Raw genomic sequence first — 19,541 nt, 5'->3', positions numbered from 1 at the left:
ATCGGCGAAAATATTCGTCAGTCACCATCAAGCATCTTTTCGACTGCCGCCTTGATGGCTTCCAGCGTCCCATCATCCACTGTGAGTGGGGCTGCGAGTGTTTCGACCCAGTGCCGCATTTCGACCGCGGTTAGGTATCGCCACCGCGGATGCAGAGCAGCTCTTTGTGCAATGATCCGCCAGCGATGCTGGTGCTGCGAGAGTCGATACCAGTCAGCCTGTTTCTGTGCTCGCCCTGGCGTTGAGCTCGAACGCAATCCAGAGATCAGACCTTCGCGAAGGTGATTCAGTGCCGACGCATAGACCGGGCTCCCATTGAGCACGTCCGCGTCATCAGAGAGCTCGAACTTGAGCTCCATACCGGCACGGAGCAGCATCTCCACCTGGGCAAAGTTGTCGAACTCGACCAGTTCTGACATCAGAAGGGGTTCCTTCCATGGAAGAGAACGTTCCCCGCCGGGATCTTCAACGAGCCTCTCGTAATCAGCTCATTTGGCTGAGACCCCGGCCCAAGCTCGACACCTTCAGGCATTCGGAAGGCGAACATGTAGTCAGCCTTTCCTGCATACATCGGGTTACCAATGAAGATGTTCTGCTCGATCTCTGCCGGGCTTCCAATCTCCTGAGTCACATGGACCTTTCCGGCGGAGTTGGCACTAATCCTGAGACTGCCATCATCGGCCAAAATCCCATTGTGCCCTCCCTTGCTCGTATAATGGAAGTAGACATTGTCATCGAGATTATCGACAACGTTCTCGACGTCATGAGTCGCCGCATTATTGCAGTTATGAACCAGGACTGGCGTGGCCCCCGCCAGCACATAGTACGTGTGGTCGACTGCGACCGTCAGGTTGTGGACGACTGCCTGGCGTTGGTGGACGTCGACGGCGGTGATCTGTACCCAGGTGCCGGCCGAGGTCTGCAGCCAGTCCCCGGCGGTCAGATCGATCGCGTCGACCCACTCGCCAGGCTCGGGCACCCAGAACGGATGCCCATCGGTAGCGACGATCTGCTGGGTGTCGCCGTCGCCGTCGGTCAGAGTGAGCGTGACGAGCGTCTTGTCACCCTCGCCGCGGATCAGCGCGGTAACCGCACGCCCTTCGGTCGGCTCGCCGGTTTCCTCGTCTGCGGCAAGGACCTTGTCGCCGATCTCGACGTCCTCGATCGGTTTCGATTCCCCACTCGCGAGGAGCACGAGGGTCCCAGGAACGAAGCTGTTACATGCAGGCGCCTTATTTGCCGCGCCATGGAGCGGTGCGGCTTTCGGAAGCAGGCTCTTGGTCGTAGCAGCCACCGCGGCCGCTGTGATGCCGTCTGCGAGCAGAGCGTTGGTGTCCCCGGCCGTAACCTTCTTCTCGAACTCGCTCTTCTGAGTAAATGCATCCTTCACTGCACCGTAGGCACCGACACTGTCGTGGAGGAGGACGCCACCATAGAGCGTTATTCATGGCGGTGTAGCGTCTCGTGACCTGGTCACGGCCTGACCTGCATCGTCGCTGGTCAGGGGTAAGGAAGAGCAGGTAGCGCACAGGTCCTTGCGTCCGGTTTGATCAGGTTGTCGAGACCAGTTCAAGCCGAGCGAAGGACCTGTGCGCTATCACTCTACTTGCGGGCTGACGCCTGCCCAGACGACCGAGCTGATCGCCCGCGCGTGGCAGGTGCACACCTGTCGACCGCCCGGGCAGCGGCACAGCTTCCGAATGCCGTTCGGGAGGGCGATCTCGATGGTGCTGCTCATCGCCCGGCACAACCTGTCCCAACAGGTGGCGGCCGACCTGTACGGGCTGTCCCAGCCCACGGTCTCGCGGATCTGGCGGTACCTGCTCGCCCTGATCGGGCAGGTCACCGCGATGGACCGCCAGCACCTGGCCCAGGCCCTGCAGGCTGGCGTGGTGCTGATCGACGGCACCCCGATCCCCACCGGCAACCGGGCCGGCACAGGGACGACGAACTTCAACGGCAAGCACCGCAAGCAGGCGCTGAACATCCAGGTCGCCGCACGCCTGAACGGCGCCCTGGTCGCCGTCTCGGTGCCGGTGCGTGGGTCGCGGCACGACTCCCGCGCGCTGGAAGAGGTGGGCTGGGCGGCCCAGATCACCGCCGCCCGAGCCGGCAACGAGCTGCTGGCCGTGTTCGCCGACACCGCCTACGTCAAACACACGAAGCTGACGCCCCGCCCGAAGAAGAAGGACGTGCCCCGCACCGCGGCCGACAAGGAGTGGAACCGCAAGATCGCCTCGATGCGCGCACCGGTCGAGCGGACCGTCGCCCACCTCAAGCAGTGGAAGATCCTGTCCACCGGCTACCGCGGCCGCCTGACCGAACTACCAAGCGTGATCCACATGGTCACCAACCTGGAGTTCTACCGCCAGACCACGTGAATAACGCTCTTAGCCACAAAATGAGTCGAATTGTCACCCGGTCGAGTGCGAGCGACGATACTCCTCCGCAAGAAGCGGCGGCAATTCATCAACAATCTCTTCACCTTCCTGACCGGGCCATGGAAGATCATCTATAAACGAGGTTGTGACCACCTCGACAACTTCTTCCTGGCGACCTGCCAAGCATCGCTCCAGGAAGGCGAACAAGGCGGCTCGATCGAATGAGTTTGCCGAACTATTGAAATCAGCCATTACCTCTTCGAGCACCAGAGAAAAGAAGACATGGGGCAGAACCACGTCTGGTGCAAACGAGTGCGCGAGGAGAACATCCTCGAAGTATGGGATCTCTCGAACGAGATCGACCACAGTGCGTTCCGCTGAATTCATCTGCACCCTCCAAGTCCACTATAACCACCCAATCCAGAATAGTTTCCGGAAATCGAGTCGTTCAAGGCGGCGATAAGGCCCTGCGCCACCTCGACATCCCTCGCGGAACGCACAACTGGAAGGGTTCTCCCTCCGCGTACGCGAATCGTGTCATTGTTTAAGAAGTTCGTTAGTGCGCTTCGCATCTGTTGCGCTTTTGCGACGTGATTTCTCCCTTCCACCTGGGCGCCCCCTACGACTTCGTGGGCGGCAGCCGCCATCGTCGTTCCGTCGCCCACCTGATTTGGATTTCCAACGCCCTTGAATATCGTGTTCACGAGGTTCTGCAACCGTTCATTATCCACGGAGGGTGGGCCCCCGGTGTTGTGGACAAGGACGCCGTGCTCACCGACGTGGTAGGTGTGCAAACCTGCGACTGTCAGGTTGAACGCCGCCGCCTTGACGCTAGTCTCCAGATCAACCTCGCGGGTGACCTTGGTCATGCGCCCTTGGGCCGTAAGGACCCGCTCGCCAAGCGAAAGTTCCTCGGTACCCTCCCAAGCCTGGTCCGATACCGACCAGAAGGGGTGATCCTCGGTCGTGATGATGAGCTCGCCGTCGACTTCGAACTCGAACAGATCGTCCTTATGCACCCATACATGGGTGACCTCGCGGGCTCCTTGCTCGCCAGTTTCGGGATCGGTCGCGATGACTTCGTCGCCGACCTGGATGTCCTGGATCGCCTTTCGTAGACCATCGGCCATCAACACCAGTGTCGAGCCTGCGAATGAACAAGCGCGCCCCACGGCCCCAGCAATGTCCCCGACAACATCGGTAGCCGTTCGAGCCGCCGATTTGGTCGCGGCAACAAGACCGTGCGTACCGACAACGAGGTCAGCTACCTCAGCGCTGTATTTCGTGCCCTCCCATCCGTTTGCTCCTGAGGCTTCGCCAGCACCTTCCCAGTCACCGTGGACGGCGGCGTACGCCGCGCTTATGGCGTTGCTCTTGAAACGCTCGATGACATCTTGTCTGGGACGCAGCAACCGGTCCGCGACCATGGCGCCCGTCGCGATGATTTGTCCGCACGAGGCCTTCGAGCCGCCGGCGCAGGAACTCGCGGTATTGAGAGCCGAGGCTGAACGTCTCACAATCTCGCGGGGCGCCGACTTCACCACGTGCGGGATCGACTTGAGCGTCTTGACTGCACTGTCGAACTGAGTCTTGATTGCTCCGAAATATCCACTGACGAAACCCTTGGTGAAACTCACAGCGTTATTCCACGTGGAACTCCACCAACTAAGCCCTGTAGGGTCTGAGTACGTAAGTGGGTTGCTGTTGGCGTAGGCGTACCCGTTCCAGGTCCGCGGATCCATGAAGTCCATACGCGGATCCACGGTCAGGAACTTGCCGATGGTTTCGTCGTACCAGCGGGCTCCGACCAGGGTCAGGCCGGTGGCTTCGTCGCGGACCTTGCCGAGGAACTCGTGGTCGCCGGGCGCGGAGACCCCGCCGCGCTGTGCGCCGAACGGCAGTGTGTAGTGCTTGGCGACGCTGGTGGTGGTCCAGTTGGTGTTGTGCACCGAGGCCAGCGGTGTGCCGTGCGGGTCGTTGATCAGTGACGTCACACCACCGAGGCCGTTGGCGGTACGCATCGCGACCGTCTGCCCGGCAAAGCTGTAGTACCGGGCAGCGGTGACGCTGCCGTCGGGTGTCTTGGTGATCTCCTGACCACCGAGGTACACCGTGATCGACCCGTCCGGTGCCGTGCGCACGATGCGGTCCCCGTCAGCGGTGTACAGGTTCCGGCCGGTCGCCGTGGTCGTCGTCCCGGTCCCCCGGTCCGGGGCGGTGCCGCCGGACTGGTCACCGTCACTGTCGTCGTCCCCGGAACCCGGCTCCGGCTCCGGGTAGACCGTGGTCGCGATGCTGGTCGCGGCCAGCTCGGTCTCGTGGTCCCAGTCCAACGACAGGACCGTGGTCAGGAAGTCACTGTCCTGCGAACGAGTCAGCGTACGGCCGGCGCCGTCGTAGGCGAACCTCGCCGCCGTGCTGCCGCTGGGCCCGTCCGTCGTGATCGACGTGACCGCGTGCGGCCCCGCAGCCTCCCCCGGATCGGTGGTGTCGCCGTCGGCGTTGAGATCCCGGTCGCCCTCGTAGGAATAGTCGAGCGTGGTGGTCTGCCCACCGTCGACGTCGCCGGCCAGGCCACGCGTGCGATAGATCTCGCTCGTGCGGTTGCCCAGCGCGTCGTACTCGAAGGAGGTCCAGTACGGCGCGGCCCCGCCCAGCGCCGGGATCGACCTCGTGAGCTCGCAGTTCCCGGACGCCGGCGTCCATGCCTCGGTCAGGCGCCGCAGCGCGTCGTACTGGTAGCACTGCCGGTCCACCGCACGTCCTGTCGCCGTGGGCCGGTCCTTGATGGAGAGCACGTTGCCCGCGTCGTCGTACGCGTAGGTGAGATCGAGCTCCGTGCCACCGATCCGTTCCCGGTCCAGCTTCAGCCGGAGCAAGCGGCTGGTACCCGACTCGTACAGGTACGACACCACCGCGCCATAGGTGTTGCCGAGGTCGAGGTACGACAGGCGGCCGAAGACGTCCGTGCGGCTGGCCGCGACGTAGGTGCCCCACCCGAAACCGCCGCCCATCCACTCGGCGACACTGGTCTCGTCGTCGAAGTGCGTGGTCACGGTCTCCTTGCGCAGGCCGCCCGCCGCCGGATAGGTGGTGGAGGCGATCTGCCCGTCCGCGGTGTAGGTGACCTTCTGCTCGTAGGTGCCGGCCAGGCCGGCCATCGTGGTCGTGTCCGGGATCACCGTGGCCGTGCCGGTCGGGCGATAGGCCTTGTCGAAGCCGGTCACCGCCGTGACGAAGTCGCCCCCGCCGTCGGCCCCGGTCGCGATCCGCGTCGAGCTGGTGACCTGCCCCTTGACGACCTGCCCCGCGTTGGCGCCGGCATGAGAGGTGAGCACGTCGTAGGTCCACCGGGCGCGCACCACCCCCGTGGCCGAGTCCTGCCGAACCACCGTCCGCCGGCCGAGCTGGTCGTACGTGGTGACCAGCTTCTGTCCCGCGCCGTTGGTCACCGACGTCACCTGACCGGCGGCGTCGTAGGTCGTGACCGTCCTGCCCGCGTCGGGGTCGACGGCCTCGACCTGTCGACCCAGCTTGTCGTACGTGTAGGTCCAGGCGTTGTCCTCGGTGTCCAGCACAGAGGCGAGCCGACCCGCCTTGTCGTAGCGGTAGCGAGTCGTCTGCTCGTCCAGGTCCACGACCTCCGCGAGCGTGCGGACTGCCGCGTCCTCAACCGGGTCGCGGAGGAACTGGCGCAGCGCCACCGTCCGACCACGGGCGTCGACCACGGTCTGGGTCGGCGTCGCACCGTCTGGGGGAATCACGGTCGTCGTGGCACCGTCGTAGTGCGTCGTGGTGCGCCACCGCTCGTAGGCAGGGTTCGACGGAGTGCCCGTGTACAAGATCTCGGTCCTGACCCGCCCCAGACCGTCGTACGTGTACGTCGTGGTGGCGTCGGGTTCGATCGCTGCGCCCACGAGCGTCGTGCTGGGTTTCCCGGTCGCCAGCCAGCCGGACGTCACGAGCTCCACCCGGCCGTTGACGTCGTACTGGGTGTCCGTGACGATGCGGCCGTTGACCGCCTCGTCGTCCCCGTCAAGAGACTCCGTCTGGGTCTGGATGGGGCGGAGCAGGCCGTCGTACAGGGCGACGGACGTGTGGTAGCCGGTACCGTCCGCGGCGAGGGTCCTCGTGGTGACCGTGTTCACGCCCGAGCGCGAGGTCCCGTACGCGTAGGTGACGTTGGCCGACCGCCCCTCCCGGTCGGGGTACGTCACCCCGAGGAGGCGACCCGCGGCGTCGTACGTCGCCGTGGTCCGGCGACCGTTCGCGTCCGCCACCACGGTCGGCACACCGAGCAGCGGGTCCAGCGTGGTGGTGGAGACGTGCTCGGTCAGGGCGACGCCGTCCCCGTCCCCGTCGCCCGCACCGTCCGGGTCCGGGCTGGTCGTGGTCACCTGCGTGAGCACCCCGCCGGACTCGGTGTAGGAGGTCCGGGAGATCCGCCCCAGCGGATCGGTCGTGCTGGTCGCCCTGCCGCGCGCGTCGTACGTGGTGCCGACCACCGGGGACGCCTCGCTCAGAGCGCCGTCCCCGTCGTTCGTCCGCACGCTCGTGGGCAGCCCCTTCGTGGGTGCGGTGCCGTGGTCGAGGCCGTCGTAGCTGATCTGCGACACGCCGACCAGGTCCGCGGGCCTCGACGGCGTCGCCGAGCAGCGCACGCTGACCGTCTCGGTCTGCCGCGGCACCACGAGGTGCTTCTCGGCGTTGACGAGGTAGGTCGTCCGCGTGCACAGGTCGTCCGACGTCGTGTCGTCCTCGGCTGTCTCGGAGAAGGCACCGTAGTCGTCGACCTGCGTGACCTGGCCGTTCTCGTCGTACCGCGTGTCGGTGCGTGTCACGTGCTCGAGCGATCCGTCGGCGCGGTACGAGCCGTCGTAGGTGTCCACGCGGGTGGTGCGGGTGGCGACGAGCAGATCGTCGGTGTCGGCGCTGCCCGTGCTCGCCGTCTGTTCGGCCTCCGGGATCGTGACGATGGTCGAGATCTCCGACTGTCCGTTGAGCACGGTGCTGATCACCGGCATCCCGGCGAACCGTTCGTGGTCCCGCACAGAGCGCGAGGTGATCGCGTCGACAGGGAGGTCGAGCACCGTACCGGTGCCCTGGAGGTACCGGGTGCGGGTCCTCGCCGCGGCAGCGCCCTCACCGACCGTGGTGGTGACCGTCTCGTACCCACGGTTGACGGAGAAGGTGCGGTCCTTCTTCGGCGTCAGTGGGTCATCGATCCGCGCCCACTCGATGCCGCCACCGTAGGCGTAAGACGTCACCACGGGGACGTCGAACGCGGCGTTGTCGCCCGGCGACTGGGTCACCTTGGACACCAGGTAGGAGTGGAAGTACTCGCTGCGGGGCTTGGGCATGCCCCACGGGTGCCACACCACCGGGAAGCACCGCGCCGTGTTCGCCGCCTGGCTCGCGATCGGGATGTATCCCTGCGCGACGGCCGGATGCGTACCTGCGGTGCACTCCGGTGACGTGTACTGGACGGCGATCGTCGCACCGGTCTCGGTCGTGATCCCCGTGACGCGGATGCGGTTCATGGCAGGCAGGCCGTCGGCGACCGTGTCGGCGACGCGGCCCGGCAGCTGCCGTTCGCCGTAGAACCTGATCGGGTCGAAGACGACGTCGTCCGACGTCGAGGTACCGGGACCGTGCGCCGTGCGCCGGATCGCGTCGAGCCAGAGGATCCGGCCCGTGCCGTCTCCGGGGTCGCGCCACTTCTGGGTCAGTGTCACCGTGTCCTTGGCGGTCAGCGTGCCGTCGACGGCGACCTTGGTCACCACGGACGTGAGGCGCTTCGTCGAGAAGAACGCGGGGCTCCGGACGTCCGGGCAGCTGGTGCTCGACGAGCACTCCAGGTCCACGGGCGTGTCGTGCCAGCGCACGGCGCCGGCGGTCGTCTTGCGGTCCGCCGTCTCGCAGTCGGACGCTGCAGCGAGACAGCGCTCGGCGACGACGAAGTCGACGAGGTTCGGTGCACCCGACCCGTTCGCCGTCTCCGGCTCGGACCCGGCCCGTGTGCCGTAGCTGATCCAGTCCAGGGTCCCGCCGCGGGTGTAGGTACGGGTGGCGCCCGTGTTGTTGTTCGCGCCGTACCGGTTGGTCTCGCTCGCGTACCGGTAGGTCATCGTGTTGCCAGATGTGTCACGAACGTGGTCCAGGTTGAACCTCCAGCCCATCTGGCGTCCGGAGTCGGCGAAGGCGCTCTGGTAGCCGGGCTCGCCCGGGTGGTTGGAGTACACCGGGACCGTCCAGCGCGAGTTCTGCTCCAGCGTGTCACCGGAGAAACGCTCGTCCTTGCCGAAGAAGTAGGCGGTGCCGTCGGTCGTGGTGACCTTCCAGTACTCCTCGGCCCAGCCTGCGTCGGTCTTGGCCGCCGCACCCGTCGGGCGGCCGTACTGCTGCACGAGCGTCCCGTCGTCCGACTCCGGGCGCCACTCGACCGCACCCGACGTGCCAGGGTCGTCGTCGCGCACGAGCGCCGCGGACGTCCCGTTGAAGACGAGGAACGCGTTGTCGCTGTCCCAGCACAGGTCACCTGTCTTGCGGGACGCGTTGTTCGGGGCCTGTCCACCCGCCTCGTCGCGGTCCTCCGCGCACGGGACGTACCGACGCTCCACGAAGCCGCTGGTCATGTCCCACCCGTCCCCGACCCACGTGGACTGGTTGTTGGTACTGGACACCCGCCCGTCGAGGGCCGCGCTCGAGTAGCCGATCGCCAGCTCCGGCGCGGGGCCTGCAGCCGGAGCCGGGACCTGGACCGGGTACGACCAGCCCAGCGAACCCGTACTGCCGCTGACCGACCACGACGACGCCGACGACAGCGGCGTCGCGCCCCAGTCCCCGGCCGCGGAGCTGGTGCCGGACGTCACCGCGAAGGTCGCGCCACCACCTGCCGCGAGCGCGCTCGCGCGGGCGTCGGACGCAGCGCCCTCGGACTGCTCCGCGGCCGTCCCGGACGCCTCGAGATCCAGCGTCGCCGTGACGGTCCGGGCCTCCACGTCGTTCGTCGATGCCACCGGCGTGGGCGAGCACTCCTCCAGGTCGGGAGTGGTGGCGTGACACTCCGGGATGCGTACGATCCCGAGTCGACCGGACCAGTCGGCACCCGCGAGATCGGCGAACTCGTCGTAGTCGACCTGGATCTCGACCTGCCGCACGCCGTCCTCCGGCGGGGCTTCGGCGGACGTGTCTGTCACGTCGAGCAGCACCCCGGAGATCTCCGCGTCGACCGCCTCCGCCTGGTCGGCGACCTCGACGTGCACCTCCGAGGCCGCACCGGACGTTCCCGCGACGGCCGCCGGCGCGCCGATCTTGAGGTCGAGGCCGCCGACAGCCTCCTCCGGGACTGCAGTGAGCGTCTCGGGCACGGGCAGAGTGGCCTCGGCCGCATCCGGCGTCTCCTGGACGGGGACGAGGTCCGGATCGGTGGCGGGCTCCGACGGTGCGGCGACCGGGAGCGGCGTGGGGTCGACCGCCTCAGGAGCTGCCTCGTCCGTCGCCTGCCTGGCCGGGTCGAGGTTGTCCGCGCGGGCCGTGAGGTCGGAGCCCTCGGCGTCGGCGGAGACCGCCGGAGGCTCGTACTCGACGGTCAGCTTGGCGTCGTGCCGGTACCGCTTCCAGCCCTGCGTCATGTCGGACTCGTTGAGCGCTGCGAGGCCCAGGCTGAGCGTTCCGGTATCCGTCGCTGCCAGGTTCTTCACCCCGGCCGTGGCGTCGAGGTCGACCCACCCGGCGTTGTCGCACGCCTCCTTGTGGGCCACCGTGACGCGCGACAGCTCGGTACCGAACGGGGCGATCCCCCAGGTCTGCCAGGTGGAGGCTGCGTCGATCGGCCGGGTGCTGAACAGGCGCACCGTCCGCGCGGTGCAGTCCCAGCTGTGGTCGCCGTAGACGCTGAACGTGGCCGACGTGATGGCGTCGGGCTCGAGGAGGCCCAGGTGGTCCAGACCGCTGAACTGCCAGCCCAGGCGGAACTTGATCGTCTCCCGGCAGGCGGCGGCCACGGCGACGTCGCACAGGCCGAGGCCCTGGTTGCCCTCGAACATGTAGCCGCTGGTCTCGTCGGGGGTGCCCTCGTGGACCATGAGCCACTCGTTGCCCGCGGACGTCACCGTCGGGTCGATCAGCGCGGGGAAGACGGTGTCAGGGTCGGAGAGCAGGAAGTCGCGGTCGGGGCGGATCCGGACGCCGACCGTCGTCGGCTCGGTCGCACCCGCGGCGCCGAAGCCCGCCGAGGTGCCGAGCGGGTCGCCGCCGACGGACAGCGAGCCCCCCGTCAGGTCCACGCCCGGTGCGGAGCTGCCCGGTGTGCCGGCACCCGCTCTCGCGCCCGTCGTGGCCTCTGTCGTGTGCCGTGCCCTGGCGGGGACGATGTCGACCGGCATCGGCAGCTGCTGGTCGCCGAGGAGGGGAGCCGTCGCCCGAGCGTCCGGGTCGGCGGCGTCCTCGTCGCTGACCTGCTCCCACCGCGACGCGCGCGCGAGCCCGGAGCTGCCGGTGCCCGACGGCGTCCCGTCCGTGCTGAACAGACCGGCCCTGGCCGAATCCGTCGCGGCGTCGCCGGCCGCCGAGGAGTCCCACATCTTCGGCTGGGGGGCGCGGAACATCGGCTGCCCGAACGGGTCGACGACGTCGAACCCTCCTGCGGGGTTCTGCATCGCGGTCAGGCCGGCGGACAGCGTGACGGGGAACGTGAGCTGGTCCAGTCCTACCGTCTTGTCCGCCCGTTTGGCGGCTCCCCGGTCGGCGAGGCGAAGCGCGGTCGAGATGCCCGTGCCGTCGGCGTTGACGGTGACGACGAGGTCGGCGCCCTCGCCCGCCACCGCCGGATAGGTCACCGAGTCGCCCTCGACGACGGGCTCGGTCAGGTCGAACGGGGTGTCGTAGGTCAGCGTGTGCCCGTCACGGGTGATCGTCGCCAGCGGCACGCCTGCGGCCCCGTCCGAGAGCGTGATCGGATAGACGGGTGCCGCGACAGAGAGCGTGCCGTCTCCCGGCACCGGGTCGATGACCCTGTTCGAGACGGGTCCCCAGGTGCCGCTCACCGCCGTCCGCGTCGCGGTCGCGGTGACCTCCTGGGTCACCGTGCCGTCGTCGGTCGCCGTGAAGGTCGCCCAGGGCGAACGTGCCGAGGTGATCTCGACGTCCCGGCCACACACCTCGGCGAGCTCGAGCGCCTGCGCCTGATCGGTCGCCCTGGACGAGCAGTCGACGCTCGTCGCAGGCCCGGCCGCAAGGCCGGGCTGGGCGAGGAGGACCAGCACCAGCCCGCCGGCGGTGAGGCTCATGCCGAGACGGCGTATCACCACGCGCTCGGGCGAGGTACGTCGAATCTTCCTGCCCAGCCTTGCTGCCGCAGCACCAGCACGCGCGCCCATCCCGACCACCACTGTTCCGATCTGCCGTGCCAGGCGCCGTGCGTCCCTGGTCGTTCGTGCCCTCACTTGCCCGTCTCCTCGACCGACTTGTCCTTCACGGTCGGGTCCAGGGCCGCGGCTCCACCGACGAAGTCGCTGTCGTCGGCGCCCTGGCACAGCCGGCGAACCTTGTTCTCGGCAACCAGCTGTCCGTCGAAGACGCGGACGTTGTCGATCCGCCCCTGCCAGAAGTTGTCCATCCCGGCCGCGTACCAGCGGCGGCCCGCGACGAACGAACGGTTGGACACCCAGGGACTGGTGAGGGTCGTCGAGGAGACCGACTTCATCGGCTCACCCGGCTTCGGGTCGTCGGGAGCCCCGATCTCGCACGCCCAGAGCGTGACCTTCTTGGTCTTGTCGTCGAACGCCCCCGTCAGGTGCACCCACTGCCCCGGGACCGCCTTGAAGGACGACTGCGCCTGCACTGCGCTCGGAGCGTCGACGTCGCTCTGGTACATCATGAACGCCCAGCAGGGGTCGCCCCCCACCGAGGTACATGACGACCGGTAGCCGAGCGTGAACGGGCTCACCCGCGAACCGTTCTGCGACAGGGCGACGTGCTGTCCACCGAGGTTGGTGGCGGGATCGAGCCATACGTGTGCGCTGACGACGAACGACTTGCTCGTGTTGATGACGCCGGTGCTCGTCGCGGCCCGGTCGTCGACACCGTCGAACACGACTGCGCGGTCGCCCGGACGCGAGCCGAAGAGCTCGTGGGGGCCGTCGCCCCACCGTGCGAGCCCACCGCTCGAGCCCGAGAAGGTGAGTGGTTGCGAACCCACGCCCTGGACGGCGTCCTCCGCGGCCGTTCCGGTTCCCTCGTCCATCCGCCACACCTGCGTGGCGAGAGGCGCCGCCACGTCGATGAAGAAGGTCGCGGGGTCGGAGATGTTGCCGGCCCGGTCGACGGAGCGGACGTAGACCGTCGCGGGTCCGGGCTTGGTCGGGGTGAACGACACCACGGCCGTGCCCGTCGACGACGTCGTCACCGACTTCGGCGTCGCAGGGTCGGTGAACCCGTACCGGAACTTGACGACGTCCTTGGAACCGGCCCAGCCGAACCGGAACTTGCCCGTCAGCCCGATCCCGCCGGCCTCGACGTTGTCGTTCAGGTAGACGGCCTCGACGCCCTCGCCGCTCGTCACGGCGTAGATGTTGGGCTTGGCCGGTTTGGTGATGTCCACGGTGAACTCGCACCACTTCGACCACGAGCCCTCGCGCCCGGAGGAGTCCTTCGCCAGGGCGCGCCACTTGTAGACGACGTTGGAGGACAGCTTCTTGTCGGGCACCTGGATCTTGTGCGTGCGCCCGGACGGCAGGAACGACGACATGTACGCACCCCAGACCTGGGTGCCGTTGTCGACCCGCCAGACCTGGAACCTCGCCTTCGTCGCGTTCCCGTCGGGGTCACGGATGAGGACCGAGAGCTTCGGCATGTCGGTGCGCAGCACGGGCCGGTCGGTGCCGGTCTTGCAGGAGTAGTCCTCCTTGTTGAGCCAGGTCGTGAGGCTGGTCGGCACGCCAGGTGCGCGGTTGTACGTCACGGACAGCGTGGCGCGGGCGCTGGTGCTGCCGTTGCCGTCGTTGCGCCCGATGTAGCGCTTCCAGCCGACCATGGTCGACTCGTTCGCCGACCGGACGCCCAGCGTGAGCGACGACCAGTTCGACGACGCGACCTTCTTCGCGCCGGCCGTGACGTCGAAGCCGACCGAACGCACCATGCCGGAACACCCCGACCGGTGCGTCACGAGCTGTCCGGCAAGGCGCGTCGACCAGGAGCCGCGGTTGTTCCACGTCGTCGAGCTGCTGACAGCGTTCGACCCGGTCTGGTACACCCACACGCCGGTCTTGTCACAGTTGTAGGAGAAGGTGCCGTTGATATTGAAGACTGCCTTCGTCACGTCCGCCGACGCGAGCTTCCCGACCCCGCTGAGACCGCCGAACTCGTAGAGGATGCGGTGGGTGCTCGTCAGGCCGCACTGCGAGCCCGCGTACGGGTCCGGAGCGGAGCAGCGGCCCACGCCCGCATCACCGTTGAACTGGTACGACGACGCGCTGTTCGGCCAGGCGCTACGGACCGCGGTGACCTCGGACAGTGTTCCCGAGACGGCCAGCGCAGCGAACATCGGGAAGTCGGTCGAGGCGTCCTCAGCCGCGGCCTCGATGGCCGTACCGAGCGCTCCCGGCTCGTCCGCCCCGTCGCCCACGGGAACCTCGACGACGGCCTCCGGCGTCAGCGGTCCCACCAGCGGGTCGCCCTCGCCGGTTCCTGGTGATGCTGCGTCCGCCGTCCGGCGGTCGGCGGTACCCGGCGGTTCCGCGGGAGCCGCGGACGTCCAGACGAGGGGGCGGGACGACCGAAACACTTCGGGCTCGGCGCTCTCCGCTTCCGGCTCGGCGTGCGGGTCGGTGACCGTGAACGCACCGTGCTCGCGCGCGATCCCGAGGCCCGCGCCCGACGCATCCTCGGCGCGCACGTCCAGACCGAGGTCGAGGTCGAGCGACGCCACCTGCGGGTTGTGCGCCGCCTCCTCGTCCGCGAGGCGCAGCACCTGGCTGAAGCCCGACCCGTCCGAGTTGACGGCGACCACCAGGTCGATTCCCGACGGCCGACCGTCGGTCGACATCACGTCGGGGTAGACGACCCGGTCGCCCTCGACGACGGCGTCGGTCAGCTCGAACGGCACTTCGACATCGACCACCTGACCATCGGCCGACGTCATCCTTGCGAGGACGTCGGGTTCGGAGCCGGCGTCGTCGCCACCTGCCGAGAAGCTCATCGCCACGGCGGGTGCGACGGGGCTCAGCCGGCCGGTCTCGTCCTCGGCGACATCGGTCTCGATCGGCTCGAACACACCGTCCCCGTCGGCGTCGGAGGCGTCCGCGCTGCTCCCTACCTCGAGCCGGACCTGCCCCGACGGCTGGCCGAAGTAGGACTGCCACGGCGTCTTCTCGTCGAGGGCTTCGACCTCATGACCGCACCGTGCCGCCGTCGCCAGCGCCTCGGACATCGTCGGCTCCTCGAGCGGGCAGTCGAGGACCGGCTGCTCGTCGCCCATGGCGGCCAGCACACCGTCCGCAGCTCCGGTAGTGATGAGCGCCGACGCGCCCGTCGCCAGGACCACCAGGGCGGTCACGGCCGCGACCGCACGCCCCGCACGCGTCCGGATCCCCCGAGCCGCGCGCCCCCACACCGTCGCCGCCGTGCGGCGGACACCACCCAGGTCCGGAATATGCACAGGCAGGAGGGTATGGGTAAATATCACCGGTTCTTCACGAAACACGGGGTGATCTTTGGGGAGGTCGCAGCCATTCAGCCAAGAGCCGGGCAGTCGCCCGAGCGAGACCAGCCGCACGCCGGGCCGGCCCGGCGGCGATGTTCGCCTACGACGGCGCCGGTCGTACGCTGACTCGTTCGCAGGACAGTGACTTCCTGACCACGGTCCTGTCGTTGGACTGGGACCACGAGACCGAGCTGGCCGCGACCAGCATCGCGACCACGGTCTACCCGGAGCCGGAGCCGGGTTCCGGGGACGACGACAGTGACGGTGACCAGTCCGGCGGCACCGCCCCGGACCGGGGGACCGGGACGACGACCACGGCGACCGGCCGGAACCTGTACACCGCTGACGGGGACCGCATCGTGCGCACGGCACCGGACGGGTCGATCACGGTGTACCTCGGTGGTCAGGAGATCACCAAGACACCCGACGGCAGCGTCACCGCTGCCCGGTACTACAGCTTTGCCGGGCAGACGGTCGCGATGCGTACCGCCAACGGCCTCGGTGGTGTGACGTCACTGATCAACGACCCGCACGGCACACCGCTGGCCTCGGTGCACAACACCAACTGGACCACCACCAGCGTCGCCAAGCACTACACACTGCCGTTCGGCGCACAGCGCGGCGGGGTCTCCGCGCCCGGCGACCACGAGTTCCTCGGCAAGGTCCGCGACGAAGCCACCGGCCTGACCCTGGTCGGAGCGCGCTGGTACGACGAAACCATCGGGCGGTTCCTGACCGTGGACCCGGTCATGGACCTGACCGACCCGCAGCAGTGGAACGCCTACGCCTACTCGAACAACAACCCGGTCACCTACTCCGACCCGACAGGGTTGTGGTGGGAGGCGTTGCCCGTCTCCAACCTGGTCAAGAGCAGCGGGACGGTCGCGGCAGCATCGAGCTCGTCGGGACTGACCGGTGGGCCCAGCTGTCGCTATGCCTCCTGCGACGGCACCGCGATGGGCGGCGAGGACTGGTTCTTCAAGCATGACGGGTATCAGCTTGGTGTCGCGGTCAAGGCCGCACGCACCGCCGACTTCTACGGCGGAATGTCGCCGAAGGAGCGTGCGCGTCAGCTCCATCTCGAGCAGGAGTACAAGGACAACGCGAACCTCTTCAGTCAGAAGAATCTGCAGGCGTACGCGGACTTCGGGTACTACCTTTTCATTGAGGATGCAGTCAAGTGCCTCAACGGTGACGGCTTCGGTTGTCTCTGGTTCGCCGTAGGCTTCATCCCGCTCGGCGGCAAGGGAGCAAAGCTCCTCAAGAAGCCTGTGTCGGAGGTCGTCGACACAATCGTCACAGCGACCAGAAAGAAGGACGCCCAGGCTGCCGCGAATGCCGCAAACGCGGGCAGAGGGTTGTGCTCGTTCGCGGGCGCGACGCTTGTGTTGATGGCGGACGGCACGCACAAGCCGATCAAGGATGTGAAGGTCAGCGACGAGGTCATCGCGACCGACCCACAGAGCGGCGAGCAGGCCGCGATGCCCGTCACCCATGTGTGGGTCCACGAGGACGACCTGCTCGAGTTCGAGGTCGATGGCGAGCTGATCGTCACGACCGAGGACCACCCGTTCTGGTCGGTAACTGACCAAGCGTGGGAGGGGACGCAGAGTCTCGAGCGGGGCGAGGTTGTGCTCGGCGCCGATGGCCGCGGACTTCGGGTGACGCGATCCGTGGACATCGGGAAGCACGAGCGTGGCGATGCCTACAATCTCACGGTCGCTGGCGCCCATACATACCATGTGGGACGCCGCGAGATCTTGGTGCACAACAGCGGTCGTCCAGGCCCGGGCGACATCTACTTGTGGCGGGCCGTGACCCATGCCGAGCTGGCCGACGTTCAGAACACACGGACGTGGAACAGTCCCCAGGGGATAAAGTACTTCTCGTTCACCGAAGAGGGCGCGGCTGACTACGCGCGGCAGGCATACGCGCGTTATCCGCAAGAGGGTGCGTACACGATGCTCCGGACGACGGTCAGCGCAGATGACCTTCCGGAGGAGGTACGGATGGCCTACACCACCGATGTCAAGGCTGGCGGCGTCGCGCTGAACAACGACGAGCTCAAGATCCTCGGCAGGCCATCGATCATGCCCGGCGGTATTCCTGGAGCGGGGGTCTGCTGATGAACTTCGTGGTAGCGATCGGCGCCGCCGATCTGTTCGAGGAAGTGCGTGCTTCCGTCGGACCCGAGTACCCATATGAGATTCGGACCGGGGGCATAACTGCGGTAGGTTCCGGATGCGATGCGGAATTAGTGAACTTTCCCCTCGCGTGTGAGCGCTACGGCGCTGACCGCACGCGCCACGTTGCCCAGGTGCTCAGCAACGATCGCAGCGATGGTGCGCCCGAACTCATTGTGGTGATTCCTCCGCTTGAGGTCGATAAACGGGGCGCCCCAGTGACGCAGGGGATGGACTACCGGCAGTGGGTGGCCTGGGCCCTTGGCAGTTCTCTGGATGCGCTCGCCGTGGCGATCGGAAGTCTCAAGGACGTCACCGTGCTGATCCATCTCGAGTCGGCAGGCATGGATGCGCGGCCGCTGGAGGTTCTTGAGGTCGTCAGCGAACTCGGTGCCCGGACATGACGTGCGCTGGGTACTGTGACGAGGGGGTCTGCCCGGGTTCGGTTGACACGGGGCTTCCCCCTGAGTCGTGGACACGCGAGAGACTGGACCCGATTTGGTCCGGAGGAAGCGAGTCTGCCGTCATGGTGCGGAAGTTCTACCCGGAGGAGTTCAAGGCCGACGCCGTCGAGCTGTACTCCTCCACGCCGGGGGCGACGATCAAGAAGATCGCTGCTGACCTGGGAGTTCATGAGGGAACCCTGTCTGCGTGGTTGCGTGCCGCGGGGGTGACGACGGTGCCGACGGCAGCCGGCCGGGCCGACGGCGGCGGGGCGGGGGTTCCCGAGACGCCGGCCGAGGAGCTGGAGCGGCTACGGGTCGAGAACAAGCGGTTGCGGGCGGACAAGTCGCTGCTGGAGACCGAGCGGGAGATCCTGCGCAAGGCAGCGAAGTATTTCGCGGGCGAGACGACCTGGTGAGCAGCCGTTTCCAGTTCGTCGCTGAGTTCGCGTCCACCTTCGGGGTGAAGCGGCTGTGTCAGGTCCTGCAGATCGGCAGGTCCTCGTACTACAAGTGGCTGGCCGGGGCCGACCGGCGGGCCGAACGTGTCGCGGCGGACGCCGAGCTGGCCACCCGCGCGGCGGCGATCACGGCCGAGTTCGACGGGACCTACGGGTCCCCGCGGATGACGGCCGAACTGCGCGACGCGGGAGTCGTCGTCAACGCCAAGCGGGTCGCGCGGGTGATGCACGAGCACGGCGTCGTAGGGGTCCACCTGCGCAAGAAGGTCCGCACCACCATCCCGGCGAAGCAGGCCTCGAAGGTCCATGACCTGCTGGAACGCGACTTCACGGCCGACGCGCGGAACCGGAAGTACGTGGGCGACATCACCTACCTGCCGATCGGGGACGGGCAGTTCCTCTACCTGGCCACGGTGATCGACTGCTTCAACCGGCGCCTGGTCGGTTGGCAGGTCGCCGACCACATGCGCGACACGCTGGTCATCGACGCCCTGGACGCGGCCGCGCGTGAACGCGGCAGCCTGGCTGGGGCGATTTTCCACTCGGACAACGGCCGTCAGTACTGCTCGGACGGCTTCGCCGCTGCTGCGCGCCGGCACGGTCTGACCTTGTCGCGCGGCGCGGTCGGCACGAGCGCCGACAACGCCCTGGCCGAGAGCTTCAATGTGGCGCTCAAACGCGAGACCCTCCAGGGCGAACGCCGATGGACGGGGCCAGGGAGTGTCGCAAGGCCATAAGTAACTTCCCATTCAACGAAAAGTGACCAAGTATGATGCTGACATACGCGAATTTTGACGATGCCGATCTCCAGGGGTCGACACTCGCAGACCACCTGATTGCGGTCGAGGCGGAATTTCGAATCGTGGACGGCTTGCGTACAGTCTACGAAGAGCCGCACTTTCCAATCGCTGAGTTGGCGAGGAGTCTTTCTCTATGGTTGCGAGACGGGGCAAGAGGTTTTTTTATTTTCGACTCGATGGCATTCGAGGAACTCGGCGTGGTCATGATATCGCGCGCGGACTTGGGCTGGAAATTTTCATCAGTTTTTACTCCCGCTTTGGCGAGTTCTTGTTTGAGCTGGTCGGAAGTGGAAGGGTGTGTTAGAGGATTCATTGATCAAGTCGAGCGGGACTTGATTGAACGCGGTCACGATGCGGCGATGGTCCTCAGGGGTTGAAAATTTCGCCGTGAACTTAGAGCGTTATTCAGCTGGCCAGTCGGTAGAACTCCAGGTTGACGATCACGTGGATGATGGTTGGGAGTTCGGTCAGGCGGCCGCGGTAGCCGGTGGCGAGGATCTTCCACTGCTTGAGCAGCCCAATCGCTCGTTCGACCGGGGCGCGGAAGCTCGCGATCGCGCGGTTGAACGC

General features: G+C 67.1%; 10 protein-coding genes and 1 pseudogene. 5 read left to right on the top strand and 6 right to left on the bottom strand.

Features of this window, described 5'->3' with window-relative positions; all coding sequences use genetic code 11:
* Positions 1-17: 17 nt before the first annotated feature.
* Entirely contained in the window at positions 18-419 is a 402-nt protein-coding gene (locus HLB15_RS11775) for a hypothetical protein (RefSeq protein WP_171105847.1), read from the bottom strand.
* The gene (locus HLB15_RS11770) at positions 419-1,390 is read right to left on the bottom strand and encodes a polymorphic toxin-type HINT domain-containing protein (RefSeq protein WP_229785685.1); all 972 of its coding nucleotides are present in this window, start codon (positions 1,388-1,390) and stop codon (positions 419-421) included. The genes HLB15_RS11775 and HLB15_RS11770 overlap by 1 nt, the downstream gene beginning before the upstream one ends.
* A gap of 310 nt (positions 1,391-1,700) precedes the next feature.
* On the opposite strand from HLB15_RS11770, the gene HLB15_RS11765 reads away from it, so the two are divergent.
* Complete coding sequence (locus HLB15_RS11765) at positions 1,701-2,381, top strand: transposase family protein (RefSeq protein ID WP_229785684.1); 681 nt, start codon at positions 1,701-1,703, stop codon at positions 2,379-2,381.
* Positions 2,382-2,414: 33 nt separating this feature from the next.
* Here HLB15_RS11765 and HLB15_RS11760 read toward each other — a convergent pair whose 3' ends face one another.
* The 3 genes from HLB15_RS11760 to HLB15_RS11750 form a co-directional block, all read right to left on the bottom strand.
* Positions 2,415-2,768, bottom strand: a complete 354-nt coding sequence (locus HLB15_RS11760; RefSeq protein WP_171105843.1) for a DUF7674 family protein — start codon at positions 2,766-2,768, stop codon at positions 2,415-2,417.
* The gene (locus HLB15_RS11755; protein WP_171105841.1) at positions 2,765-11,671 is read right to left on the bottom strand and encodes a polymorphic toxin-type HINT domain-containing protein; all 8,907 of its coding nucleotides are present in this window, start codon (positions 11,669-11,671) and stop codon (positions 2,765-2,767) included. The genes HLB15_RS11760 and HLB15_RS11755 overlap by 4 nt, the downstream gene beginning before the upstream one ends.
* A 152-nt stretch (positions 11,672-11,823) precedes the next feature.
* Entirely contained in the window at positions 11,824-14,937 is a 3,114-nt protein-coding gene (locus HLB15_RS11750) for a LamG domain-containing protein (RefSeq protein WP_171105839.1), read from the bottom strand.
* Between the two features lie 239 nt (positions 14,938-15,176).
* Here HLB15_RS11750 and HLB15_RS11745 point away from each other — a divergent pair, with 239 nt between their 5' ends.
* The 4 genes and pseudogenes from HLB15_RS11745 (at position 15,177) to HLB15_RS11725 (ending at position 19,348) form a co-directional block, all read left to right on the top strand.
* Complete coding sequence (locus HLB15_RS11745) at positions 15,177-17,210, top strand: RHS repeat-associated core domain-containing protein (RefSeq protein WP_171105837.1); 2,034 nt, start codon at positions 15,177-15,179, stop codon at positions 17,208-17,210.
* Entirely contained in the window at positions 17,210-17,671 is a 462-nt protein-coding gene (locus HLB15_RS11740; RefSeq protein ID WP_171105835.1) for a hypothetical protein, read from the top strand. The genes HLB15_RS11745 and HLB15_RS11740 overlap by 1 nt, the downstream gene beginning before the upstream one ends.
* A gap of 122 nt (positions 17,672-17,793) precedes the next feature.
* Positions 17,794-18,890, top strand: a pseudogene (locus HLB15_RS11730) (IS3 family transposase); the annotation flags it as partial.
* Between the two features lie 50 nt (positions 18,891-18,940).
* A complete protein-coding gene (locus HLB15_RS11725; protein WP_171105823.1) occupies positions 18,941-19,348 on the top strand; it encodes a DUF7878 domain-containing protein in 408 nt (135 codons plus the stop codon).
* Between the two features lie 28 nt (positions 19,349-19,376).
* Here the strand turns inward: HLB15_RS11725 and HLB15_RS11720 are convergent, their stop codons facing one another.
* Positions 19,377-19,526 carry a hypothetical protein gene (locus HLB15_RS11720; RefSeq protein ID WP_311979575.1) on the bottom strand — a complete coding sequence of 50 codons (150 nt, stop codon included), beginning with the start codon at positions 19,524-19,526 and terminating at the stop codon, positions 19,377-19,379.
* Between the last annotated feature and the right edge of the window lie 15 nt (positions 19,527-19,541).

Origin of the sequence: Promicromonospora citrea, assembly GCF_013004695.1 — a bacterium.
Classification (GTDB): Bacteria; Actinomycetota; Actinomycetes; order Actinomycetales; family Cellulomonadaceae; genus Promicromonospora; species Promicromonospora citrea.
This window is presented reverse-complemented; position numbering and strand designations above follow the sequence as displayed.